This is a genomic window from Streptococcus sp. S1, from assembly GCF_034137685.1.
GTDB lineage: Bacteria > Bacillota > Bacilli > Lactobacillales > Streptococcaceae > Streptococcus > Streptococcus dentalis.
Window position 1 is genome coordinate 127,687 of the sequence record NZ_CP139418.1, and the last position, 24,059, is coordinate 151,745.

General features: G+C 41.4%; 18 protein-coding genes and 1 pseudogene. 1 reads left to right on the top strand and 18 read right to left on the bottom strand.

Features of this window, described 5'->3' with window-relative positions:
* Nucleotides 1–225: 225 nt before the first annotated feature.
* From SM121_RS00605 to SM121_RS00655, 11 genes and pseudogenes are all read right to left on the bottom strand, one after another.
* A pseudogene (locus SM121_RS00605) lies at nucleotides 226–652 on the bottom strand (FtsK/SpoIIIE domain-containing protein); the annotation flags it as partial.
* A 473-nt stretch (nucleotides 653–1,125) separates the two neighbouring features.
* Nucleotides 1,126–1,476 carry a hypothetical protein gene (locus tag SM121_RS00610; RefSeq protein WP_155172947.1) on the bottom strand — a complete coding sequence of 117 codons (351 nt, stop codon included), beginning with the start codon at nucleotides 1,474–1,476 and terminating at the stop codon, nucleotides 1,126–1,128.
* Nucleotides 1,469–2,434, bottom strand: a complete 966-nt coding sequence (locus SM121_RS00615) for a hypothetical protein (RefSeq protein ID WP_155172945.1) — start codon at nucleotides 2,432–2,434, stop codon at nucleotides 1,469–1,471. Before SM121_RS00615 ends, SM121_RS00610 begins: the two co-directional genes overlap by 8 nt.
* A gap of 12 nt (nucleotides 2,435–2,446) precedes the next feature.
* Complete coding sequence (locus tag SM121_RS00620; RefSeq protein ID WP_155172943.1) at nucleotides 2,447–4,603, bottom strand: hypothetical protein; 2,157 nt, start codon at nucleotides 4,601–4,603, stop codon at nucleotides 2,447–2,449.
* Nucleotides 4,604–4,606: 3 nt separating this feature from the next.
* On the bottom strand, nucleotides 4,607–4,966 hold the full coding sequence (locus SM121_RS00625) for a hypothetical protein (protein ID WP_320910949.1): 360 nt from the start codon (nucleotides 4,964–4,966) through the stop codon (nucleotides 4,607–4,609).
* Nucleotides 4,967–4,982: 16 nt separating this feature from the next.
* Nucleotides 4,983–9,398 carry a type VII secretion protein EssC gene (gene essC, locus SM121_RS00630; protein WP_320910950.1) on the bottom strand — a complete coding sequence of 1,472 codons (4,416 nt, stop codon included), beginning with the start codon at nucleotides 9,396–9,398 and terminating at the stop codon, nucleotides 4,983–4,985.
* A 3-nt stretch (nucleotides 9,399–9,401) separates the two neighbouring features.
* Nucleotides 9,402–10,691, bottom strand: a complete 1,290-nt coding sequence (gene essB, locus SM121_RS00635) for a type VII secretion protein EssB (protein WP_320910951.1) — start codon at nucleotides 10,689–10,691, stop codon at nucleotides 9,402–9,404.
* Between the two features lies 1 nt (nucleotide 10,692).
* A complete protein-coding gene (locus SM121_RS00640; protein ID WP_118228561.1) occupies nucleotides 10,693–10,935 on the bottom strand; it encodes an EsaB/YukD family protein in 243 nt (80 codons plus the stop codon).
* A complete protein-coding gene (gene essA / locus SM121_RS00645) occupies nucleotides 10,936–11,391 on the bottom strand; it encodes a type VII secretion protein EssA (protein WP_155172935.1) in 456 nt (151 codons plus the stop codon).
* Nucleotides 11,388–14,411: a type VII secretion protein EsaA gene (esaA, locus tag SM121_RS00650; RefSeq protein WP_320910952.1), complete on the bottom strand. Its 3,024-nt coding sequence runs from the start codon at nucleotides 14,409–14,411 to the stop codon at nucleotides 11,388–11,390. Before esaA ends, essA begins: the two co-directional genes overlap by 4 nt.
* Before the next feature lie 131 nt (nucleotides 14,412–14,542).
* Entirely contained in the window at nucleotides 14,543–14,830 is a 288-nt protein-coding gene (locus SM121_RS00655; protein ID WP_155127265.1) for a WXG100 family type VII secretion target, read from the bottom strand.
* A gap of 476 nt (nucleotides 14,831–15,306) precedes the next feature.
* Between SM121_RS00655 and SM121_RS00660 the strand changes: the two genes are divergently transcribed.
* Nucleotides 15,307–15,858: a hypothetical protein gene (locus SM121_RS00660; protein ID WP_155127262.1), complete on the top strand. Its 552-nt coding sequence runs from the start codon at nucleotides 15,307–15,309 to the stop codon at nucleotides 15,856–15,858.
* A gap of 54 nt (nucleotides 15,859–15,912) precedes the next feature.
* Here the strand turns inward: SM121_RS00660 and SM121_RS00665 are convergent, their stop codons facing one another.
* The 7 genes from SM121_RS00665 to SM121_RS00695 all read right to left on the bottom strand — a co-directional run bounded on the left by SM121_RS00665 (nucleotide 15,913) and on the right by SM121_RS00695 (nucleotide 23,877).
* Nucleotides 15,913–17,763 (bottom strand): proline--tRNA ligase, encoded by a 1,851-nt coding sequence (locus tag SM121_RS00665; RefSeq protein ID WP_155127259.1) that lies wholly within the window; start codon nucleotides 17,761–17,763, stop codon nucleotides 15,913–15,915.
* 15 nt (nucleotides 17,764–17,778) lie between these two features.
* Nucleotides 17,779–19,041, bottom strand: coding sequence for an RIP metalloprotease RseP (gene rseP, locus SM121_RS00670; protein ID WP_320910953.1), 1,263 nt, complete (start codon nucleotides 19,039–19,041; stop codon nucleotides 17,779–17,781).
* Between the two features lie 36 nt (nucleotides 19,042–19,077).
* Nucleotides 19,078–19,881: a phosphatidate cytidylyltransferase gene (locus tag SM121_RS00675; RefSeq protein WP_023919527.1), complete on the bottom strand. Its 804-nt coding sequence runs from the start codon at nucleotides 19,879–19,881 to the stop codon at nucleotides 19,078–19,080.
* Nucleotides 19,882–19,890: 9 nt separating this feature from the next.
* The gene (locus tag SM121_RS00680) at nucleotides 19,891–20,640 is read right to left on the bottom strand and encodes an isoprenyl transferase (RefSeq protein ID WP_320910954.1); all 750 of its coding nucleotides are present in this window, start codon (nucleotides 20,638–20,640) and stop codon (nucleotides 19,891–19,893) included.
* 154 nt (nucleotides 20,641–20,794) lie between these two features.
* Nucleotides 20,795–21,121, bottom strand: coding sequence for a preprotein translocase subunit YajC (gene yajC / locus SM121_RS00685; protein WP_003004444.1), 327 nt, complete (start codon nucleotides 21,119–21,121; stop codon nucleotides 20,795–20,797).
* Nucleotides 21,122–21,277: 156 nt separating this feature from the next.
* A complete protein-coding gene (locus SM121_RS00690) occupies nucleotides 21,278–21,523 on the bottom strand; it encodes a hypothetical protein (RefSeq protein WP_003004069.1) in 246 nt (81 codons plus the stop codon).
* A 224-nt stretch (nucleotides 21,524–21,747) separates the two neighbouring features.
* Nucleotides 21,748–23,877: an ATP-dependent Clp protease ATP-binding subunit gene (locus tag SM121_RS00695; protein ID WP_320910955.1), complete on the bottom strand. Its 2,130-nt coding sequence runs from the start codon at nucleotides 23,875–23,877 to the stop codon at nucleotides 21,748–21,750.
* Nucleotides 23,878–24,059: the final 182 nt, after the last annotated feature.

A 24,059-nucleotide genomic window follows, 5' to 3' on the forward strand; every position in this document is an offset into this window, starting at 1 on the left:
TTTAATCAATTTTGACCAAAAAGTTTCATCTTCTGCAGCAACCATAGCATCTAAAAACTTTAGACTGAAGCCATTACTTTCCCTAATGCATCGAAGAACCAATCGCTATTATACAATTTTCAGCAATTTTTGCTGGAGCTTTTTTTGCAGCTTCAGGGGAGCTTATAACAGCGAAAAAAATATCATCCATTTTTCTGTTATTATATAAAAGATTCCAAAACCATTCCTGATGAAGAGCTTGAAGAGGTCTGTCTCATAAGGCTCGTCCTTCATAGACTCATAGCTATCCATGAGGATGACCATGGTTGGCTCTTGCTTGCCGGTCACTTCACGGTAGAGGGCGATGGTGCCGACACCATGCTCGGAGAGGAGCTTCTTCCTGCGATCTAACTAGCGGTTGATGATCCGGATGAATTTCTGGATTTTCTCCGTCTGATCCAGCAAGAGGCTATCTGCCACATGTGGCAATTGAGTTTGTTCCGAAATCCAGCAGGTATATGGTCAGATTTTCTGGACTCTACTTGCGAGCCAGATCCATTGCGGCTGTCTGGAGGAAAGTGGTCTTTCCTGTACCTGGACTTCCGTAAAGGAGGATATTCCCATCTTTTGACAGATCGATGGCGACAGCTTCTTGCTTTTGCGCTTGCGGGAGACAGTTTAGTGAGGCAAGGCCACGCGAGGTACTCTCCTTGTCATAGTCATCTGGAAGTGATAAAAACTCCATTAAATACTACTATCATATCGGAATTTACTTTAAAGATCAAGTTAATCACTAATTATAAAAAACCGGAGGAGACTTCGTTTCATAACATGGTCAAAAGGCAATTTGGATAAACTAAGGTCAGTATACAGTACTTTGAAATTTATCACAGACCTTCCTTCTCATTTATAATGTTTTCTCTTAAAATACACTTTATTTTAAGGGGAAACTTGTAAGTAGGGGATAAGTTTTATTGCTTAGAATATTAAAAAAGAGAACCTATTTTGGTCCTCTCCAAATTGTAACTTTTATCAACCAACACAGTTGAGAAAGAGCTTATTTCTTTTTACTTCCCTTCTTTTTCAGTCAGCTCATTTAAGAGTTTAATTTGGCTAGCTATTCTTTGAGTATAGGATGCAGTAAAATTAAATCTGACCATAGAAAATATTCTTACGAACTTCGTCACTCATTTTTGACCTAAAATTTTGTCCTTCTCTATAGTCTTTTACATCACCTTTTCCTTCAATTCTTGATGCTAAGAATGAATCTGTATCTTCAAATGCTGTAGCTACTTGATCTAAATAGTCGTTAAAACTTACAATTGTCTCTTGAATAGTGCCAGCAGTTTCTTTAAATCCATTGAAACATTCTTCTAATTTCGCTTTAGAATCATCTTCAACAATCAGTCCAATCCCAGATCCAAAATTGATAAATGCAGCATCAAATTTAGCCTTAACACCTTTTATATTTTCAGGTTTAATATTCTTTTTACTCATTTTCCTCCTCCTGTTTTGGATGGGCCTTTATCCAGGCTACAAACTCATCATAAGAGTGAATTTGTGTTTTCTCTCCAGTTGTTTCGTCTGTAGCATACAGTTCCATGACTTCTTGACCTGCTGGCGCAAACCAATGAATGATTTTATCAAACCATTCGCGCTCATTGTATTGTTTCGGACGGAAATATAATGCATTTAGATATTTTATATTTTTTTCTAATTCTGGATATAATTTAGAAAAGTTAGAACCAGAGACATTTATTTGAGACGGTTTATAATTCATTGGATAAAGTGAATTTTCGTTTCTTGAAAGATTATACTTTGCTAGATTCGCGTCGATCTGTTCAGAGATCCCACCCCTATACCAATCATATTTGTTTTTAAAATATTGTTGTTGCTTTTGGTTGATCTTCTGCATCTCTTTTTCAGAAATGTCATTATATCCTCCCCCATTAGCTAAAAACAGGATAGGTCTAATATTATCACCCATCAAGTCGTGATCACTTAATTTTTCCAAATTAAGTGTAAGATAATCGTCTCCGTTTTGTAAATAGGTTTGAGGAGCATTATTTGGTGCACGGTACAAATTATTTTTCCCAAGTAATTTATATAAGTCAAATTTAATAATTTTTTCTTTATCACTTTGTATATCATAACTAATAATTTGATAATATTCTTCATTTCCAATCGGAGGAATCTTCTCCAAATTGCCTGTATAAAGTGTATGCGAAGAAACAGTTGTAACATAATTTTCTCCATATAAAACAACACCATCCAAATAATTATTTACGGCAACAAAAACAAATTTATCGTTATCAAATAATTGTATTTTTCTAATTTTAGACGGCATATCATCTATATATATCTTCTCAGATGATTTTTTAAGTCTCATAAAAATTATACCACCAACAATAAGCATTATGATAGCTATTATTATGCTGGCCTTTTTGTTTTTCATTATTATTTTCTCCTATTCGGTTCCAAAATCAGAATCACTCGAGCTTAAACCAGACGGATCCCACTTGTGGTATTTTTGGCTCTGAAATATTTTAGATTTATCTCTATTTTCAAACTCTTTATCTAACTTCCTTAATCCTTGATAAATATTTGAAGAAGGAATTTCAGATACTCGTGTATCATCTCCATTGATAAACAAATTATAAGTATTTTTAGTTAATATTCTATAATGTTTTTTATCATCTGAATTATCAATTTTATTCTCAGAAGCAATATTTTTCATTATTTTATCATAGTTTTTTACCGAATTTATTTTAGATGAAAGTTCACCATCTGTATTGTGGTATACAAATGTTTTTAATCCATTCTTTTCTAAATCGTAAATCTTCATATTTGCTTGCAAGTCATAAGTTAGATCATATTTTACAAATTCATCTTTAGAATCACCTGATAGCCGACGTCCCCCTGTACCAAAGATACTGCCAGCTAAATATTGCTCACGTTTTGTTATTCTTTGATCATACTCATAATATTTTTCTAAATGATCTGAAAGCGTTGAAGAATCTGATATTTTTTCTCCAACTTTTTTCTTGTAAAGATCTGAAAAAGTTACAGCTCCTGCTTTATCGCCAAAATTTAGACTTGAACTTAGATTATTATCAATTTTAACGCCGGAAGAAATTAAATCCAGTATTTTATCCGAACCAGGAATAAAAGAACCTAAAGCCATTTTTGCTAAATCAACTGCAAATAAAGCCGCCTCTTTATCCCGTTTTTCTCTTAACTCACGAATTTCAGATATCGCTTCAGCATCTTGAACTCCATCCCCTGTATTGAAAAATTCTGTTGAATAACTTTTATCTCTACGAATCCCCACAGAATCAGGTGCTGATACATTAAATTCAAAACCGTTTTTCCCATTAAATGTTAATCCACTTAAAACAATAGATGTATCAAGTGACATATGGCCCATATAAGGATAAACCTTCTTTGACTTTCCAATGCCAACTGCGTACAGTGATTCAAATAAACTTGTTAAAACTCCAGCACGTTTTATGTGTTCATTAAATCCTTCAAGTTGAGGTTGGATTTTAAGTTTCTCCGCTTCATAATTCTTAAATTTACTTTCACTATCATTTGTTTTAGGAAAATCAGGAACTAGAGCCTTTGCCAATTCAGTTATTGTTTGAGCATACCTATCTCCAGCCAAGACTAAATTCTCAAAATAGGCTTTTGCTTTTTCTTGGTCTTGATTAGAAATTGCTTGAATATAAGTACGAAGATTTTCCATTGCAGGACTCTTATCTTTTTCCACATTTGAAAATTCTTTATTAACTCGGTTATAAACAATATCCATCATCGCATGGCTAACTTTTGTCGTATCTACACTCCCCAATGCTGTAAAAAATCCTGTTGGAGCGCTATATCCATGTTCTCCTAAAATAACCTTAAGAACTTTAGCATCCCCCTCATTTTGAATGGAATCCAGAAAATCCATATTTTGTTCGTTCAAATAACCTTTGGAGATTAAATCCATTGCTGTATTTAAACTAAAACTACTGATAAATCTTGCGTTATCTAATGTTGCTTTCACACCAACCAAACGTTCACTTACCACAGTTAAACTACTAATAAATTGCTTTAAATTATTCTCTAATTCATCATGAGTTGTTTGACGTTCATCTCCATGTTTTGCTAAATTCATTGCTATGGAGTGTGCACGTGCTCCCGCATCTCTTGTAAATTCAACTGCTCCTGGTTCTAGGGCTAGTGCTTTACTTGCTACTTGAATTGCAGCATCAAGATCTTCACTTTTTTCCAAAAACTCTTTACTTTTTGTTTCCCCTAACCATGTCTTAATACTTTGGATATCTGCTGCTTTTGTCTTTACCACTTCAGAAGAAAAACCAGCCGCCGTCAATCCTGTTTCATATTTAAGGACTGCCTCACTATATAATTCTAATGTTAATGGATATGAATCATGTAATGTTTGTGATAAAGAATTCAACTTTGCTATAAAGGCTTTAATGGCATTTGCCTCTTGTCCCGTCACTTTTGCTTCAATTTTCCTCTGAACAGATGATATCTGACTTCGGTACTCTACTGCAGCTTCTTTTGTTTTATTACCGTGATCAAGTAATCCACTTTTTGAAATAACTGTAACGGTCATAAATTACCTCCTACTTTTCTTCCTATCCATTTTTTCATATTCTTTTCGAGCAATTGCATCTGTAAGTTGTGTATCTAATGATCTCCTCACTGCGTCCAATCTTATAATCTCTGCATTGATAGCATCAATTGTAGCTTGTTTATATGTTTTATCAAGATCCTCTCTTCCGTCAACGATAACCTTACTTTCCTGAAGTCTTTGTTCGTCATATTTTGTTCCAAACACATGCAACTTTTCATAGCCTTCCATTACATCATCTACGTTAAGATCCACACCTTGAACTTTAGTTAGTGCACTTCTCAAAGCTTGAACCTTTTGATCAACCTGTGCTATCTGGCTTTTGAGATTACTTGCTTCACTCATTTTCACTTTCCTTTCTTTAGTCAATAAATACTTTTATAGTTTGAGCTATACCATCTACAACAAAATAATTCACTTGTTTTGGTAACACTGGCTCTCTTAAAGTTTTATTTAAAATATTGATAAGTTGTTGATCATTTTGTCTCACTGCTAAAATAGCCTGTTTATAATTTCTAATTGCTTTTGATGCTATATCAATCTTACGCACTAGAGCTGGTGTAGCTAATACTGCGGTTAGGAAACCAACCTGATGGCCTTTTTCAAAAAGTTTAGTAAGAATTCTAATGTCCTCATCATTTAACAAATCAACAATTTCAGATAAGTTATACACAATAAAAGTTGTTGTGTAATTTGTCTCATTTTCCGCAAATCGATCATCCATTTTAACCGAAATAGTTTGAATCATTTCATGTAATTTCTCTTTATCTGAAATTAGTGTTACAGAAGAATCAATATTATTTATTTGATGATATTCTGGTGCGAGTATAATTGTCTTTTTACCAAGTTTTACACTCATCGAAGCAAGATGTTTTGTAATTTGTGACATTTGTTCTTCTTTTTCAAGAATATAAGCCAAATGACCTCGTTTTACATTCCATCCCATTGCCTTCGCAGTTTCCATGTCTAACCCAACAGGAATTTCACCTTCCTCCAGCAAAGTTGCTACATCCTCACGTCCATAGAAGGCTGCTTCTGTCAACTCATCTGGCACCATTGGAATGCCTGCTGGGGTGTGGCCTGTCCACATCTCTTTGAGGCTTTGGACTTGGTCGCGGAGGTTGTTGATGATTTGAATATCATTATCTCCAGCGACTGGTAGGGCGAACTGGACAACATCGACTTCGTCACGTTTCATGAGTGCCCGTCCCTTGATGTCTTCCATCGTAGCTGCTAGTGGGGTTGCTCCCACGATACCGCGGACTTCAGAGATATCATTTTGTGGCAAGGTCAGCTGGTGCTTGAAGTTTGAATAGAGCTGAGCCCGTAGGTTGTTCTGACGGCTAGCTGTGATGATCAAGTGCACACCAATGCTGAGACCTTCACGAGAGATCCGCATGAAGAGCTTGAAGAGGTCTGTTTCATAAGGCTCGTCCTTCATAGACTCATAGCTATCCATGAGGATGACCATGGTTGGCTCTTGCTTACCGGTCACTTCACGGTAGAGAGCGATGGTGCCAACACCATGCTCAGAGAGAAGTTTCTTGCGGCGATCCAACTCGCGGTTGATGATCCGGATGAATTTCTGGATTTTCTCTGTCTGATCGAGTAGCAAGCTATCGGCCACATGTGGCAATTGAGTCAAGGGTGCCAGACCATTGGTTCCGAAATCCAGCAGGTACATGGTCAGATTTTCTGGACTCTGCTTGCGAGCTAGATCCATTGCGGCTGTCTGTAGGAAAGTGGTCTTTCCTGTACCTGGACTTCCGTAAAGGAGGATATTTCCATCTTTTGACAGATCGATGGCGACAGCTTCTTGCTTTTGCGCTTGCGGGATATCGGCGACCCCGATCAGGACGCTTGGAGCTGTCCGTTTTTGCCAAGCCTCGATCGGTACGACTTTGTCCAACTCATCCAGCGTGATCCGCTCTTTGAGCGGTGGCAACCATGGTTGGGCCACAGCTGCGATGCCTTCTTGTTGGTGCAAGTGATTGATCTCTTGTACGATCACATCTAGCTCTGTTGGCACTTCCTTGATTTCTTCTGCCATATCCAGACCAGAGAGGTCTTGGTTGAGGACTTCGTATTGGCCCAGTTCATTGATCAAGTAGATGGTATGGTCTTCGATCCCTAGCTGATCCTTCTCAGGCTGGTAGTCTGCTCCTGACCAAGCGGTTTGGAAAAGTTCATAGACTTCGTTATTCCCGACTTGGAGGTAGGCCCGACCGGTCTGGGTGATCTCAGCCGCATCTGCTGTCCGCAGCATCTCCATCGAGTCGCCACGGTCTGCCACCTTGAGGGCTAGCTTGAAGCGGGAGTTGGACCAGATCTGGTCATCCACGACCCCAGAAGGTTTTTGCGTTGCAAGGATCAAGTGCACCCCGAGGGAACGCCCGACACGCGCGATAGAGACCAATTCCTTGATGAAGTCTGGTTGGTTGACCTTGAGTTCGGCGAACTCATCACTGATCAAGAAGAGGTGAGGTAGCGGTTCTGTCGCTTCACCGAGTTTAAATTTCTTTTGGTATTGGTTGATATGGTTAACCCCATATTGACCAAAGAGCCGCTCCCGACGATGGATCTCCGCATTGATAGAGGCCAAGGCCCGCATGGACTGGGCACCATCCAAGTTGGTAATGGTTCCAAGCAAGTGAGGCAGATCCTTGAAGAGGTTGGCCATTCCCCCACCCTTGTAGTCGATGAGGAGGAAAGCCACATCATGTGGGTGGAAGTTGACGGCAAGGCTCAGGATATAGGACTGAATGGTTTCAGACTTACCAGAACCAGTTGTACCTGCGATCAAACCATGTGGCCCATGAGCTTTTTCATGGAGATTGAGGTAGACCAAATCGTCCTTCCCGCGCAGACCAATCGGCACTGCCAAACTTTGGTAAGGAGCATGGCTCTCCCAACGACTCAAGACCTTAAGATCATTGAAGGTTTCCGCTTGATACATTTCAAGGAAGGTCACCGAGTCCGGAATTGAGCTCTTGAGCTGTTGGATATGTTTCAGTGGGGCTAGGCCACGCGAGATGGCTTCCTTGTCATAACCTTCAGGGAAGTGATCCAATTGGAAGTCGAGCTCCCGAAGAACCCCTTCTTGCAAGAGCAATTGCCCCTGGTTGCGGTCCTTGATGGAGATAACGGTTTGGATATTTTCAGAAAGAGATGAGAGTACGTCTGCCACATAGATAATGGAGCATCCTAGCTCTGTCGGATCCTCACGGAAGAACTCCATAATGACATGGTCCAAAATCAAGGTTTCATCGGTGATGAGCACCACATAGTGAGGGTGGAAGATCTTGGTATCATTGGCTTTTTCTTCCTCTTTTTGCGCCTTGCGGAGCTTGAGGATTTGGTTGAGACTGTTCAAGACCTGATCGCGTGTCCGCTGATTGTAGACGAAGCTACGGACATTCATATCTTGTAGGGTCGCATGAGGCAACCAGCGCATCCAATCCCAGCTTTCTTTTTCCTCTTCTGGAATGATCGGAATAATGGTCAGATCATGGTAAGAGTGAAAGACAGCCAATTGGGCAACCAGGATTTGCAACTGCTCTAGCACGATAGGACGAGGGCCAACATACCCTACAGGTCCCCGATTGAGGCTGGCTACAATCGGAAGATTGTCGATCTTTTGATGAGCTTGGAACAGAGCATAGCCTTCTTCTTCCAAGGCATCTTTCTTCCCACTGCGCTCTTCCTGACCATATTTGAGCTCATAGCTGGTTGGAACCTTGCCCAAGCCCAAACGATAGGCCAAAAAGTCAAAATGAAGGGGTGTTTTTTCGTAGATCCGCGAGTCATAGCGTTTGACCATCTTGGTCAAGTCCTCGATCGCTGGGAAATGGTAAAACATGCCTTCTCGCTGCTTCCGAGATAGCTGTTCCAAGTCCTTGGCCTTGTCTTTGAGATAGAGATGGTAGAGCTCCACGCGCTCTTTCTTGTCTTCTTTGTATTTTTTACGATTCTTGAAGAATCCTTGGACCGAAAAGATCACACTGACCACAGACATGGATACTGTCGCGATGATATAGAGCCCCCGCGGTTGGAAAATGGTGATCAAGAGAGTCACCCCAACCATGATGAGGGGTGGCATGATTAACTTCAAGAGTTCATCTGATGGCTTTTGAGGCTCCGCTCCCGGAGGATTGATCAAGATCTTGTCTTCCGAACTCCGGTAGATGATCCGCGGAGACCGGTGGTACTCGGGATAGTCCTTGTAGAAGTCGTAACGCGAATGCAAGCGTGGCACCAGATAAGGACTTACTTCGACAGCCCCTTCCACGCCAAATTCTTCTGGATAGAGCTTAAAGGTCACATCTCCAATAGCCAGCTCATCCCCAAAGGCCAGTGGAAAAGTCGCTTCACTAACGAGTTTGTGGTTATGGTAGAGTTTTCCGGATAAGAGCTGACAAGTCCAAGTCTGATCTTTTTTCACAAGGAGAAAGCGTACTGGATAGTGCAAGCGCACATCCGCACCCTTTTCATCTGCTACGAGGATTTCTTCCTTGTCGAGCAGTTCATAGGTATGGACTTCCCCTGTCGCTAAGTAGCAGACCACATCCCCAAGAATCTTGCTATTTTCGAGCACACCCTTGTCTTCACCATACTGGTAGAAGATTTCTCCTTGACTCCATTGGAAATGAAGGGGATTTTCTTGTAAAGCCAAGGTCAACTGAGCTGTTTCTTGATTCGATACGGTGGCTGTTTTTCCCTCTTCTAGCGCTAGCTCATAGCGAAAACCTCTTTTATAGAGTATGATACGTTTTTTCATAGACTACTCCTTGTGTTCGCTAGACTCTGTTGAGCTTGCAGCTGTAGAAGACGAGCTTTCTGTTGAGGAGCCTTTTGTAGACGAAGCCGTTGTTGAGTTGCTGGTGGATTCTTTGGTTTCATCTATCTCTGCTTCCAAGAGTTTAGAGCGAGCATCCCAGTATTTTTTGTATTCGCCCTCGAGCTCAGAAAGTTTCTTCTCGCGCTGTTCACCAGAGAGTTTTTCGCTATCACGCGTCGCCTTGATTTCTTTACGAAGGGCATAGATGATCAAGTCTGAATCGTCGATCCGCTTGGCTGTATCCAGCGCTTGGGTAAAGTCATGACGGCCGATATAGACCCAGTAGTGGAGATAGAGGCTATCTGACTTGAGCGTGACGTTGTTAAGGATGACCTTCTTTTGGTCCTCTGAGAAATTCAAGCCTTGCAAATAAGACGTCGCCAACTCATATTTCTGTGTCATTGGAAGACTACTTGGAGCCACTCCCTCCAATTCATCGATCACACCGGTATAGTCTACCTTGAGATAGGCTGTATCCGCTTGAAGCAACTTTTCTTTAAAGGGTGCTTGGAAAAAGACCAAATAGATCAAAGGCAAGAGGAGGAAGGCCACTACAGTTGAAAGCCACACTGTTGCCAACTTAAAGATTCGGTGTTGACGGCTTGAAACCAAGGTTAAGGTCTTTTCTTCCTCTTCCTTGCGTTCCTGGTAGGCTTTCTCTAAGAGAGCTTTCATCTCTTCTAAGCTAGTAGCATCACGGATTTCTACCAAGAAATCTGGTAGATCTTCTAATTCGAGTGTACCTTGATAGAGCTCCATGAAATCCCAGTCCCCAAAAAGAGTGACAGCATAGCACTTGGCCTGACGCAAGAATTCAACCTGATCCCACTTGCGTGGCACCATCATTCCCGGAACCCCGCGATAAGCGATCTTGACTTGCGCATCCTTGGTCACAAACAAATTGATAGGATGCAACATAAAGGTCACCGGAAGCTCCAAGGCTGGCGCCAAATCCAAGACATTAATGGCTAGACGCAGACGGTCTGAAACCGGTAATGCCTGGATTTCTTCAGCACTCAAGCCTAGCGCATCTGTCTGATAGGTCAGATGAATCTGGTCTTGATCAGCTGTCATGCTCTGCTCTAAAAACAAGGGATGATGGAGATCCAAAATCCATAAATTGCGTAAATCCTGGCTATCCACTTCTGAACGCTTGAGGTCCAATCGCCAGCTCGTTTCTTCTTTTTCAAAGCGGAAGACTTGTTCTTCCAGTGTAAATTGTTCTTCTTTCACCTTACCACTCCTCAATCTCGATCAGATCACCACTTGTGATCGGATACTCTTGTACTACCTTGCCTTCATCTAGCAAGATGCCCTTATTTACCACGCGCAACTGATACTTACTTCTAGGCTCCATGGTAGACCCAAAGATCTGATCCAATTCCCGAATCAAGCGTCGCACCTCCATCCGCGTTGGGATTCGGAGGTCATGGCTTGCACCATTCATACGGAAGGTGACATTGATATGTTGGTCCATTTAGGCCTCTTTTCTATAAATTCGATAGGAAATATAGCCAGCAATCCCAAAGAGAAGGGCACTCCAAGCCAGCATTTGCAAGGCTGGAATAAAATCCGACAAACTAGCCGAATTGTCCTCTACATTGGACTCAAATTTAGATAATTTTTGATTTTCAGGCTGGAACAGGTCCGCTTCAGGCTCTGTTTTTTTCTTTCCCTTTATAGCAGAAAACAACTGGCCGTCTGAATCGGTCAATTGTTTCTCTTGCTTGCGTTTTTCATCTATTAATTTTTTCTGATCCTTCTCATTGAAAAGAGACTCAGTGGCATCCAATTGGCCACCAAGTGTCTTTTCCTGTTCTGTCTCAAGACGTGAGTTGTTGACCTGAAGACGATTATCAATAAAATCATCTGCAGAAACAACAGCTACTGGCAAGAGACTAAAGACAAAGAGAAGATACATCATTTTTTTCATATGCTTGATTCAATTTCCTTTGTTTGAGTAAACTTCTTTGGGACGAAGATATTGGCAACCGCCAAAAGACCGAAGAGAACCAACAATCCGAAGAAGACGACGATACCAGCTGTTTGTCCATCAAAGTAACCCGCAAACTGTCCTTCCAAAATAGAAAGGAGGTTGACATTTTTCACCAGTGCTGGAAGGCCTGACAAGGTTGCGGTTGTTCCGATCGCGCTAGATAGGTAGACATAACTGATCAACATGAAGAAGGCCAGTCCCATTCCAATCACACGGAAGTGTTTCAAAAGAAGGTATTGTAGTTGTACCAAGACAAAGCTTGCTAGAACTGCTAAAAATACCCATGAAGGTATATATTCACGACCGACAGAGAGTTGAATACTTGAAATCATTCCGATCACCAGTCCAAGGATGAGAGAAAGTCCCACAAGGACACCGACAGATAAGAGATCTGATTCTTGCAAGCGATCCAATTTGAAACGATCCTTAACCTTGCGAATGATTGGTTGAGTCGCAAAGAGATAAGCTGTAAAGAGGCTCAAGACTTCCAACATAAAGATCCAAATAAATGGACGGTAGACGTTGATGGTCGCTTTCACAGAAGAAGATTTCTCTGCAACTGGATTTGACAAGAAGTCAAGCAAGACTTCATTCGGTACCCCGTTTTCATAGGCATTGTTGAAGACCTTACGGAAGGCTTCGACAAAGTTCCCATTTTCAGACAATTCCTTGTCGAATTCACCCATCAAACTTTCCGCATTGCTAGACAATTTCTCTGTATTGCCTTGGGCTTTTTCCAATTCTTTGTTCAATTGGCTAAAGATTTCATTGGTAGAGTTAGCAGCTTCTACATTGCTACGAGATGAGTTCTTGACACTTTCTGTCGAACTCAATAATGAGGTGTATTCAGAACCAAGGGCTGACAAATCTGCATCGGTCTTAGTTTGAGCCTGTGTCACTGTTTCCTGTGTTTTTGAGATCTCTTCTAAACGTTTTTGAAGATCTGCATACTGCGTCAATTGATCATTGATATTTTGGGTTAGATCTTTGTTAGTATTTTCAATTGCTTGAAGATTGGCCTGCAATTGTGGTCCCAAGTCTTGCAACTGTTGGAGGGTACCATCTAACTGGGCTTTCACACCCTTCGTTGCATCCCCAGATTCATCCGTTTCAATACTCTTACGGTAGTCCTTTATGTTACTTGAAACAGCAGCCTTCACGATATCGACCAAAGCGTTTGTCAAATCCATATCTTCAATCGGATCATAGAGCGAATGACGATCTCCCTTGTCATCTTTTGGATAGTAGGCATCGATCAATGCTCCTGCGCGTTGATAATCCAAGGCGATTTCACTAGCTTTCGATGCATAGTTAGCGACAGCTGTTTTCAAATCTTCTGCAGATACAGTCACACTGGTTGAAGAAACTCCATTCACAAGAACTTCAACATCAATCGCACTTGGCATAGCTCCTCCATCTTCAACAAGGTGAATTTGAATTTGTTTGCCATCTTTCAGTTCGACTTCCTGTTCACCACTGCCTGCATAAGTCTGTCCATCATAGGTCCAGGTATCCACCTTGACTCCTGCAGGGACATGAATACTAACTTTCTGTTTTCCAGATTTAGCATTAAGGACATCCGCAACTGCCGTTGATTTGGCATCCACTTCTTGCGCCAATTTTTTTAATGCATCAGCATTCCCTTTTGGATGTGCCTTCGTTCCAGCAAAAGCACTATCAAAATCAATCGCTGCGTTAAGATTCCCATACTTATTCAGATCAAGACTAGCTGGATCTAAAGACGGAAGTTTTTCAATCGCTTGACGAATGTCATCATCCGCTTTATTACGTGCCTCACTTAGCGTCTTGATACTTGTCTTTCCAAGCAAGGTACGAAGAGTAACTTTTTCTCCTTCTTTTAGACCATAGTAGTCAAGGATCTTCGCTTTTACAGAAGACTCGATGTTATTTTCGTGCTCATCTAACTTGTCGCGTTCTGCCTTGATCCCTTTTTCGAGGTCTGCCACACGATCATTCACCTCTTTTGTCAAGCTAGCATAGGTCTTGGTACCTGAAGAATCCCCTGCTGTTTCAGTTGGCTGACTCAATTGTTTGGTAATCGCTTCTTGATTTAGTTGTAGATTCTTATACAACTCTTGGGTCTTTTCACTGACAACAGACTGGTTCATGGACATCAGCTGGTTCATGAATTCTTCTTGGCTGATCTTATCCTCAGAACGTTGTTTTATCAGTAAGTCAAAGTTTTGACCGTACTGACCCTGAGATTGGGTCAATTGATCAAATGCTTGTGTATAAGACTCAAGGACTGTCTTCAAGGCGTTGTTAGACTCGACAGATGACGTAGACAAGCTATAGAGACTCGGGAAAATATTTTTCGAATCCAAGGCTGAATCCAGCAAGTTAGTTCGATAAGAACCAATGTTAGTGGATTGAATTTTGTTACTTGTTTCCACATTTTTCTGAGCTGTATAAAGGTTGCTTAGAATGCTGACCATATACATATCAACCAATTGGCTATTCAAGTCTGAAACGATATCTTTAGCGACTTTATTGGCCTCGTTTTCAACCTGAGAATTCCCAGCCGCATTGACTTTATACGTCACCGTAGTCTTCTCTGCATTAACCGCGTTCACTTCCAAGATCTTCTCTGAGAAGTCACTTGGAATGACGATCATCAACTGATACTTGCCATCTGCAAGCCCTGACTCAGCGGCTCCACGAGGAACTACAGACCAGTTTTGCGAATTATCCCGTTCGATATTCTTAACATAGCTAGCCCCAAGGTTGTATTCTTTATCATTCAGCTTAACCGCTTTATCCTCATTGACAACCGCAATGTTGAGCTTGGTGTTTTCTGTCGTTTGCACGGTCTTGGCTTCGTTTTGCTTTTGGTCCTTTTGAACCGTGGTATAAAGACCCACTACGGACCCCATCAAAAGGAGCACAACTGCACTCTGACCAATGTATTTTAACCATTTTATATTTTTAACTTCCATACCTTTTCCTTTTTCTAATTCATAGACACAAAATAGGGGTTAGGGATTAAGAATCTAACCCCTATTTTCTATATATCAAAAGACAAAAGGGTGATCTACCAACAAGAAGTAAGATCACCTTCAAGATTATCTTAGTGAATTTGTGCAGCGATATCTTGGTCAGTTTGTTCAACGATATCAGCAACTTTGATCAATTGACCGTTGATATCTTCCAATAATTGAGCAAATTGTTTGATTTTTGGAGACAATTCGTTGAATTGTGCTTCAAAGCTATCAAATGCAGATCCATCCCAGTTTGCATCGATGACTTGTTGTTCATGAGTCAAAGTAGTAAGAACACGATCGATGTCTTGAGAACCTTGCGCATAGCGTTGTGCTGATTGACGTAGGTCATCTGGAGTTAATTTAATTTGAGTCATATTTTTCTCCTTTTGGGCTGATACCCTTATATTTTTTCATAAACAATACATTTAGTACGAATTAGTAAAATGCCAGATAACTGTATATTTTACCTTTTTCTCCCTGTTTGTATTATTTACTTAAAAATATCTTAATGAAATATTGCTAGAATGTCAAGTTTAGATGGCTAACTGATAAAACATTGTAACCTTGTTACGAATGTGTAACATTTTGTCATAGAATTGTAATTTATTTTCTGAATTCCTTGCCCCAGTAGTCTCCATCTAGTATTATTTTAAGAAAGAAAAGAAGACACTCTGGCTTTTCTCATTAACTCAACACATATATAAAAATTGTTGATTTTAGGCATTTTTAGATGCGGTTTTTGATAATTTTTGTATATTTTTTCATTTTTTAAGTTTTTATGGTATAATGAGAACTGTTTAGAACTTATTTCATACAAGATCGGACACCATTAACCTATAAGGAGTTATCTATGAAAAAATTTCTACTTGCCTCTGTCTGTCTACTAGCCCTTACCGCTTGTAGCCAAGGTCAACAAGGCAAAGGAACTACTGCCGCTTCTACCAAGCAAGAGACCACTCAAACCAAAAAGGAGCAAGTCCAAACCAAGACCTTTGTTCGTGACCTTGGCGATCACCACCAAAACAAAATTCAAATTGGCTACAAGAAAGAGGAAATTGTCTCTTTTACTTTCCTTAGTTTTGAACCCATTTCCTCAGATTTGCAAGACATGGATCTTCCTGAATTAAAGGAAATCTACCAAGAAGAATTAGAACATAGCGATATCTATAAAACCTTAAATGGTAAGCCTGGACTTAGCTTCCGCATTCAAATTTCAAAAGATAAACAATCCTATGCTAAAGTCTTACAGGCTGACTTCTCAAAAATCAAGAAAGATGAGTTTGCTACCATCTACGGAGATCAAGGGGAGGAAGAAAGAGCCGAGTTCAAGAAATACCTCAATGGCAAGCCCCAAGATCTCTTTACCTATTTCAAAGATCAAGGCCTCAAAGAAGAAAAATAAAAAGAGCTTCCTGAGTTTCATCACCACACTGGTGAGAGCTCAGAAAGCTTTTTCTTATTTGTTCAAGATTGAAAGGGTTTCAAGGAGATTATCCGCATGAACTTCGATGGTATCTCCTGTCGCTTTGATTTTCACTTCAACGATGCCTTCAGCTGCTTTTTTACCAACTGTTACGCGGATTGGAAGGCCAATCAAATCGCTATCGCTGAATTTGACACCGGCCCGTTCATTTCGGTCATCCACCAAGACTTCGTAGCCTTTATTGACTAAGCTTTCTTCGATCTGATTGGTCAAAGCAAGACTCGCTTCATCCTTAACATTAACTGGAATCAAATGCACATCAAATGGCGCCAATTCTTTAGGGAAGTTAATTCCCCAAGCGTAACGGTATTCCCCTTTTGGAGTCTTATTGACAAAGAGACGAGCATGTTGCTCCATAACGGCTGAAAGAAGACGGCTAACACCGATTCCGTAGCAGCCCATGATGATTGGAACCGCACGACCGTTTTCGTCCAAGACATCTGCTCCCATGCTAGCGGAGTAGCGTGTGCCGAGTTTGAAAATGTGACCAATTTCGATCCCACGTGCAAAGTTCAAGACCCCTTTCCCATCTGGTGAGATTTCGCCTTCACGAACTTCACGGATATCAACGTATTCTGCAGTAAAGTCACGTCCTGGGTTGACACCAGTCAAGTGGTAGCCTGTTTCATTGGCACCGACTACTGCATTGCGGCTATCTTGAACCTTGCGGTCTGCGATAATCTTAACATTTTCAGGAAGATCTACTGGACCGAGAGAGCCAAAATCAGCTCCTAATAATTCTTTCACTTCCACTTCGGTTGCAGGTTCAAAGAAGTCTGCGCCGAGATGGTTTTTCAACTTCACTTCATTGAGCTGATCATTACCTACAAGAAGGGCAACAACTGGCTCACCATCTGCAATGTAAACCAAAGTCTTGATCGTAGCTTCTTCTGGAACATTCAAGAATGCAGCTACTTCATCAATCGATTTGACACCTGGTGTTTCTACGCGCTTCACTTCTTCTTCTGCTACAACACGGTTACTTGGCTTGTATTCGTTAGTAGCCATTTCCAAGTTCGCAGCATAGGTGGATTCACTTGAATAGGCAATGGTATCTTCACCAGAGACCATCCATTTGAGCAATTCTGCTTTGATTTCTTCTTGGACTTCTGCTGGTATCTCATCAAAGGAAGCCACTGATTTGTCTAAAACAACCCAACGGTCCAAGTCTGTACGAGCAGGTGTAACAGCCATAAACTCTTGGCTATCTTTTCCGCCCATGGCACCACCATCACCGATGATGGCTTTGTAGTCGATGCCACTGCGGGTGAAGATCCGCTCATAAGCTGCCTTGTATTCATCATAAGTGACATCCAAGCTATCGTAGTTAGCATGGAAGCTATAACCATCTTTCATGATGAACTCACGGGTCCGCAGAAGACCGTTCCGTGGGCGTTTTTCATCGCGGTATTTTGGTTGAATTTGGTAGAGATTCAACGGCAATTGTTTGTAAGATTTTACTGAGTCGCGCACAATAGCGGTAAAGGTTTCTTCGTGAGTTGGACCTAAGATAAAGTCAGAGCCTTCACGATTTTTCAACTTATAGAGGTCTTCCCCGTAAGTTTCGTAACGACCAGATTCACGCCAAAGATCCGCACTCAAAAGAGCTGGAGCTAGCATTTCTACTGCTCCAATTTTTTCGAATTCTTGGCGCATGATGCCTTTTGCTTTTTCAATGACTCGATTTGCTAAGGGCAGATAAGAATAGACACCCGCTGATACTTGGCGAACATATCCTGCACGCAACATCAAAGCATGGCTAATGACTTGGGCATCGCTTGGCATTTCGCGAAGCGTTGGAATCAACATTTTACTTTGTTTCATGGACAATATCCTTTTCTATTTCAAAAATAATTTCATAATATCATTCCAGGTGACAGCAATCATTAAAATAACCATTACAGCTACACCTGCAAGCGTCATATAGGTTTCTACTTCCTGTTTCAGTGGCTTTCTCCGGACGACCTCGATCAAATTGATCAAGATTTTCCCACCATCCAAAGCGGGAATCGGGATTAGATTGAAGATCCCAATATTAATAGAGAGCATGGCCATAAGAGATAAGACTGCTGGAATACCTAATTGAGCAGCTTGTGAGCTGGCATTGTAAATAGCGACCGGACCACCCAGTTTATTGAGACTAAAGTGGAAAATGATATCTTTCAAAGCTCCAAGAATCCGTGTCGCTGTATTCCAGGTATCTGTAAAACCAGACAAGAGTTTATCCACAAATCCTGTCTTGAGGCCATTTGTCACACCCAGATAGTAACGATTCCCTGACTTGGTTGGCTTCACTTTGACTTCTTTTTCTTGGCCGTCTGTTTTGACTTTCAGGGTCAATTCAGGAGCCGTCTTGCTGTCCTTGGTTGCTTTCTCGACAGCATCTGTCAGCTCATCCCAGTTGCTAACGGTATCGTTGTTGACTTGAAGGATCTGAACATTGCTTTTGACACCGACGACCTTAGCCAGCGCCCCATCAGGTGCCACCTGAACATTGTTGCTGTAGTAGTCAATCGCACCACCACGCATAAAAGCTAAGAGTGAATAGACGACAATACTGAGGATAAAGTTGTTCATAGGACCCGCAAAGTTGGTGATCAACCGTCCCCAAATGCTGGCATTCTGATACTGAACATCTCTCGGCGCAATCCGCACTTCTGTCCCATCTTCCTCAACGATGGTCGCATCATGATCAACACTATAGGTCTTGGTCTCATCGAGAACCAAGCCCGTAATTTCCAGTTTGTCTTCAAAGTCAAACTGGGTAACATTCATGGGAAGGGCTGTCTGATCCAGATTCTTTCCTGAAAGATTGATCCGGACGACCTTACCAGCCTCATTTAGCGTCAAGCTGACAGGCGTTCCGGTTTTAATCTCAGTTGTATCCTCACCCCAGCCAGCCATACGCACATAACCACCTAAAGGTAGAATGCGAATCGTATAAGCTGTTCCATCTTGACCAATATGGGCAAAGATCTTGGGACCCATCCCGATCGAGAATTCTCGCACCAGGATGCCCGATTTTTTTGCAAAATAGAAATGACCAAACTCGTGAACGAGAACGATCACTCCAAAAATAACAATAAAGGCAATAAACTGCATCGTTCTATACGTGGTTTCCTTTCTATCTCTTCTGTCTTAGAACAAGCCCAAGAAATGCATCAAGGGAAAGACAAAAATCAAACTATCAAAGCGGTCTAGAACACCACCATGTCCTGGGATAAATTTCCCAGAATCTTTCACACCGAAGTGGCGTTTAATCGCACTCTCTACGAGGTCGCCAAACTGACCTGCAATACTAAAGAGGATGGTAAAGAAGATCATAGCGAGAAAACCATGTCCACCCGCCACAGAACGATCCACGATCATATAGATCACAGTTACCGCAACTGCAGACAAGATTCCCCCAAGACTGCCTTCAATCGTTTTATTAGGAGAAACCGCAGGCATGAGCTTGCGTTTCCCAAACCGACTTCCTACCAGATAAGCACCTGAATCTGTAGCCCAGACAATAAAGAGTGCCAATAAGACCTTATCAATACCAGCAATTCGCGCATCTACTAAGGAATGGAAACCAAGTCCAACATAAAAGCTAGACGCAATGGGATAGACCACATCTTCATAATTGTAATTCTGAGCAAGAACAGTTGTTCCCATGAGAATCAAGACAACCAAACCATAAGCAATCATATTGCCATCTGCTGGAAGGTAAGGGAGGTAGTCCTCGATCGGCAAAGTCAGGACAAAGGCCGCTAACATGGCTAGCGCTCCTTCAAAAGTAGCTGTCTCAAGCCCCTTCATCTTGAGCAATTCATGAACCCCTAGCATGGCGATCAAGCCAATAACAATCTGGAAGAACACCCCTCCAACCATTACTGTTGGAATGAAAAAGAGCAGGGCAATTCCTCCAAAAATCACACGTTTTTGTAAATCTTTCGTCATCATCTTCTCCTAAACACCACCAAATCTCCGATGGCGATGGCTATATTCTACTATGGCACTTCGTAGTGCTTCCTCTCCAAAATCTGGCCACATCACATCTGTGAAATACAACTCACTATAAGCAGCCTGCCAAGGAAGGAAATTACTCAAACGGATCTCTCCGCTGGTACGGATAATCAAATCTGGATCCCTTAGGGCACGTGGTAAACTCTCAGTATAGAGAGAATCTGCGATCATCTCTTCTGTGATATCTTCTGGGCTGAACTTCGCATCCAAGACTTCTTGGGCGATCCGCTTCACGGCCTGAGTGATCTCAGCACGTCCACCATAATTGAGTGCGAAATTGAGGATCAAGCCTGTATTGAGATGGGTCATCGCTTCTGCTCTTTCCAAAGCCTCCAGCGTTTCTTTTGGTAATTTCTTGGTATCACCGATCATTTGAATCTTGACATTGTTGCGATGCAATTCGGGGACGAAACGATCATAAAACTCGACCGGCAAGTGCATGATGAACTTGACTTCATCTTCAGGGCGTGTCCAGTTTTCCGTAGAAAAGGCATAGACAGTCAAGACCTGAACCCCCATATTTTTTGCTGCAATCGTCACTTCTTGGAGAGCTTCCATCCCTGCCTTATGACCGAAGACGCGCGGTTGCATCCGCTTTTTCGCCCAGCGACCATTGCCATCCATAATGATCCCAATGTGTTTCGGGACTTCTAAAGGTATCTCGATTTTTTCTTTTTTCTTAAAACGAAACATGTTTTTCTACCTATTTCAATATTTATCGCTTCATTATACCATAAATCCCCCTAAAATAGGGACTCTGGCCTCTTTTTTGAACCAGCAAGGCTTTCCTTCATCACATCGTCCTATTTGCCCACCAAAAAAGAGGCCCTTGCCTCTTCCTTGATGATTATTCTTCGATGGCTGAATCAGCATCTGAGCTAGCACCTTCTGTAGCAGTGGCTGAGATTCCTTCAGATACAGGAAGAACTGTTTTGATCGCTCCCAATTCAAAGGTCAGGTAGACACCATCAACATCCAAGACAACCGTCTTGCGGTCTGTGTCGACTTCATCGATGGTTCCGTACAAACCACCAATCGTGATGACTTCATTTCCTTTTTGAAGTTTATTCAAACTTTCCATCCGTTTTTGGTACTGTTTCTTTTGGCTACGGCTCATGAAGTACATCAAACCGACCATAAGAACGAGCATAATTAGCAAACTTCCGCCTTGCATATGTTTCTCCTTTAATTTTCATATATGCTATACTATATCAAATTTCGCCCGTCTTTTCAAGTTTTCCCATCCTCTTCAAGCAAAATCAGACTCCAGTCTCAGAGAGGGGGCAAGTTTTGATGAGAAAGAAAAAAACCACGAAAAGTGGGCTACTGACTAGTCAATCGTAATGCCATACTTTTCATGATTCTCATCATACCAATCAATCAAGGCCAAAGCCGTTTGATAGGTAATATTTTTGATTTTACTCGTACCCTTCGTCAAAGTCGCCAAGCTCATTTTGCTGATGTTTGTTTCAGTTGCAACACGATAGCTCGTCAAGCGACCATCAACCATCAGTTGAACAACAGCTTCCACTTTTTTATATTCGGGAGTTGAGTAGATATCAATTGTATTGCTCATCTTACTTCCATTCCTCAAATTTTATTCTTGTATAGATTATATACTTTTTTTCTTTATTTATTAATAAATTTGCTCAAATTGGGGTAATTTCACTAATTATTGATGTTTTTTAGTCCAAATAGGAAGATTTTGGCCTTATACGACGAATAATTTCCCCCAGGTGGGAAGAAAAAATAAAGACTGCTATATGATAGCAGCCTCTACTTTTCACAAACTCATTCGCCTTATTCTGCTTGTTTATCAGTATTGTCTTCATTCTTTGTGTCTTTTTCTCTGATCACAAGGACACCATCTTCCATGTCAGCTTCCAGGTGTTTAGCATCCAAGTTATCCAAGTGGAAGTCTGTGACTTTGTCACGGATTTGTTGTTCAACTACCCGACGGAGTGGACGAACACCCATCACTTCATCATAACCTTCTTCAGTCATATATTCTTTAGCTGCATCGCTCACTGCCAAGTCGATTTCTTTCTTAGAAAGGGTCTTATTGACATCTACCAACATCAAATCAACAATCTTAGAAAGATCTTCCTTGCTCAAGTGTGAGAATTCAATGACAGCGTTGAAACGGTTCAAGAATTCTGGACGGAAGTAAGGTTTCAAACGATCCATGAGTTCTGGTTTATCCGCATCTTCTGTCAAGTTGGCTTCGTAACCAAAGCCAGCGTTTGAAGTGGCGATAATTACAGTGTTCTTGAAGTTGACCGTATTCCCTTGACCATCTGTCAAACGACCATCATCCAAAACTTGGAGAAGAAGGGTGATGACTTGAGGATCCGCCTTTTCAATTTCGTCAAGAAGGACGATTGAGTAAGGGTTACGACGAACACGTTCTGTCAAAGTATTGCTATTGTCATCATAACCAACATAACCAGCTGTTGTACCAATCAATTTAGAAACGGCTGTACGGTCGCTATATTCTGACATGTCCAAACGGATGATGGCATCTTTGGTTCCGAACATATCAAGCGCCAATTGTTTAGCTAACTCAGTTTTACCAACACCAGTAGGACCTACAAAGAGGAAGCTACCGATTGGGCGATTTCCTTCGTCAAAGCCTGCACGATTACGACGGATAGCACGTGACACTGCTTCAACAGCCTTGTCTTGACCGATAACCTTAGTTTGCAAACGGTGACCCATATCTTTCAAACGTTCGATATCAGTTGCACCCATTTGTGACACTGGAATACCCGTCATCCGTTCTACTGATTCAGCCACATCGTTGATTGTTGCAGTTACCTTATGGTCTTCTGTATGGTTTTCAATTTTCTTTTCAAGTTCTTCGATACGAACTTTTGCTTTCAAAGCTGCTTCGTAATCTTCTTTAGCCGCAGCTTCTTCTTGTTTGGTTTTTTCTTCTTCAATTTCATGTTCCACAGCATGAACATCTGTTACCGGATGTTGGGCTGCCAAGTGAGCAGCTGTCACATCGACCAAGTCGATGGCCTTATCAGGCAAGCTACGTTGTGGAATGTATTGAACAGAATAATCAACTGCCGCTTTCAAGACTTCATCAGGCAAGACCACATTGTGGTGTTGTTGATACAATTCACGGATTCCTTGGAGGATCTTGAAGGTATCTTCAGCAGATGGAGCATTAACCTTGACTTCGTTGAAACGACGTGCAAGAGCTGCATTTTTCAAGATGGTGTTGCGGTATTCATCTTGAGTGGTTGCCCCAATCACGGTCAATTCCCCACGTGAAAGAGCTGGTTTCAAGATATCCGCAAGACCTTTAGATCCTTGACCATCCCCTGTGCTACCTGCACCAAGGATTTGGTGGATTTCGTCAAAGAAGAGGATAACATTTCCCATAGCCTTGACTTCTTGGATCAGATTTTGAATATTTTCTTCAAAGCTACCACGGTATTGTGTACCAGCTTCTAGACCAGAAATATCAATCGAGATGATTTCTTTGTTCTTGATAGCAGCTGGAACATCCCCGTTCACAATAGCTTGTGCCAAACCTTCTACAACTGCTGTTTTACCAACACCGGCATCCCCTACAAGGACAGGGTTGTTCTTGGTGCGACGAGACAAGATTTCAGCAGTTTCTTGAATTTCTTTATTACGTCCGATGACCGGATCCAATTTTCCTTCACGAGCTTCTTCGGTCAAGTTGCGACCAAGTTTTGCAAGGATCCCATCTTGTTTCATTCCTTTACCTTGATGGTGTTGCACTTGATCACTCCCTTCATTTGGAAGTTGACCAGTTTGGCGGTAAATAGCGAATTCTTCAGGTGTCACTTCACGACCGTTGATCATGTAGCGACGGCTTTCAGAACGAAAACCACCCATATTTCCCATTAGTTGATTGAAAAGATCATCCATATTGTTAAAGTTGTTATTCATATTGTATACCTCTATTTTACATAATTTTAATTCATTCTTGAAAATTAGCAGACCAATTGGCTGCTATTTGATTGTTTACATAATTTTAATTCATTTATTTAATAATAGCCCTACAGGCTAACAGTTTCTATTTTTCCTTTTATCAATTAGTTGTCTTAATTCTGGAAATAGCATATTACCAT

Excerpts from the sequence above, each read along its gene's own strand:
- SM121_RS00610 (WP_155172947.1), bottom strand. The coding sequence starts at position 1,476 with ATGAGTAAAAAGAATATTAAACCTGAAAATATAAAAGGTGTTAAGGCT.
- SM121_RS00615 (WP_155172945.1), bottom strand. The coding sequence starts at position 2,434 with ATGAAAAACAAAAAGGCCAGCATAATAATAGCTATCATAATGCTTATT.
- SM121_RS00620 (WP_155172943.1), bottom strand. The coding sequence starts at position 4,603 with ATGACCGTTACAGTTATTTCAAAAAGTGGATTACTTGATCACGGTAAT.
- SM121_RS00625 (WP_320910949.1), bottom strand. The coding sequence starts at position 4,966 with ATGAGTGAAGCAAGTAATCTCAAAAGCCAGATAGCACAGGTTGATCAA.
- essC (WP_320910950.1), bottom strand. The coding sequence starts at position 9,398 with ATGAAAAAACGTATCATACTCTATAAAAGAGGTTTTCGCTATGAGCTA.
- SM121_RS00640 (WP_118228561.1), bottom strand. The coding sequence starts at position 10,935 with ATGGACCAACATATCAATGTCACCTTCCGTATGAATGGTGCAAGCCAT.
- essA (WP_155172935.1), bottom strand. The coding sequence starts at position 11,391 with ATGAAAAAAATGATGTATCTTCTCTTTGTCTTTAGTCTCTTGCCAGTA.
- esaA (WP_320910952.1), bottom strand. The coding sequence starts at position 14,411 with ATGGAAGTTAAAAATATAAAATGGTTAAAATACATTGGTCAGAGTGCA.
- SM121_RS00655 (WP_155127265.1), bottom strand. The coding sequence starts at position 14,830 with ATGACTCAAATTAAATTAACTCCAGATGACCTACGTCAATCAGCACAA.
- SM121_RS00660 (WP_155127262.1), top strand. The coding sequence starts at position 15,307 with ATGAAAAAATTTCTACTTGCCTCTGTCTGTCTACTAGCCCTTACCGCT.
- SM121_RS00665 (WP_155127259.1), bottom strand. The coding sequence starts at position 17,763 with ATGAAACAAAGTAAAATGTTGATTCCAACGCTTCGCGAAATGCCAAGC.
- rseP (WP_320910953.1), bottom strand. The coding sequence starts at position 19,041 with ATGCAGTTTATTGCCTTTATTGTTATTTTTGGAGTGATCGTTCTCGTT.
- SM121_RS00675 (WP_023919527.1), bottom strand. The coding sequence starts at position 19,881 with ATGACGAAAGATTTACAAAAACGTGTGATTTTTGGAGGAATTGCCCTG.
- SM121_RS00680 (WP_320910954.1), bottom strand. The coding sequence starts at position 20,640 with ATGTTTCGTTTTAAGAAAAAAGAAAAAATCGAGATACCTTTAGAAGTC.
- yajC (WP_003004444.1), bottom strand. The coding sequence starts at position 21,121 with ATGCAAGGCGGAAGTTTGCTAATTATGCTCGTTCTTATGGTCGGTTTG.
- SM121_RS00690 (WP_003004069.1), bottom strand. The coding sequence starts at position 21,523 with ATGAGCAATACAATTGATATCTACTCAACTCCCGAATATAAAAAAGTG.
- SM121_RS00695 (WP_320910955.1), bottom strand. The coding sequence starts at position 23,877 with ATGAATAACAACTTTAACAATATGGATGATCTTTTCAATCAACTAATG.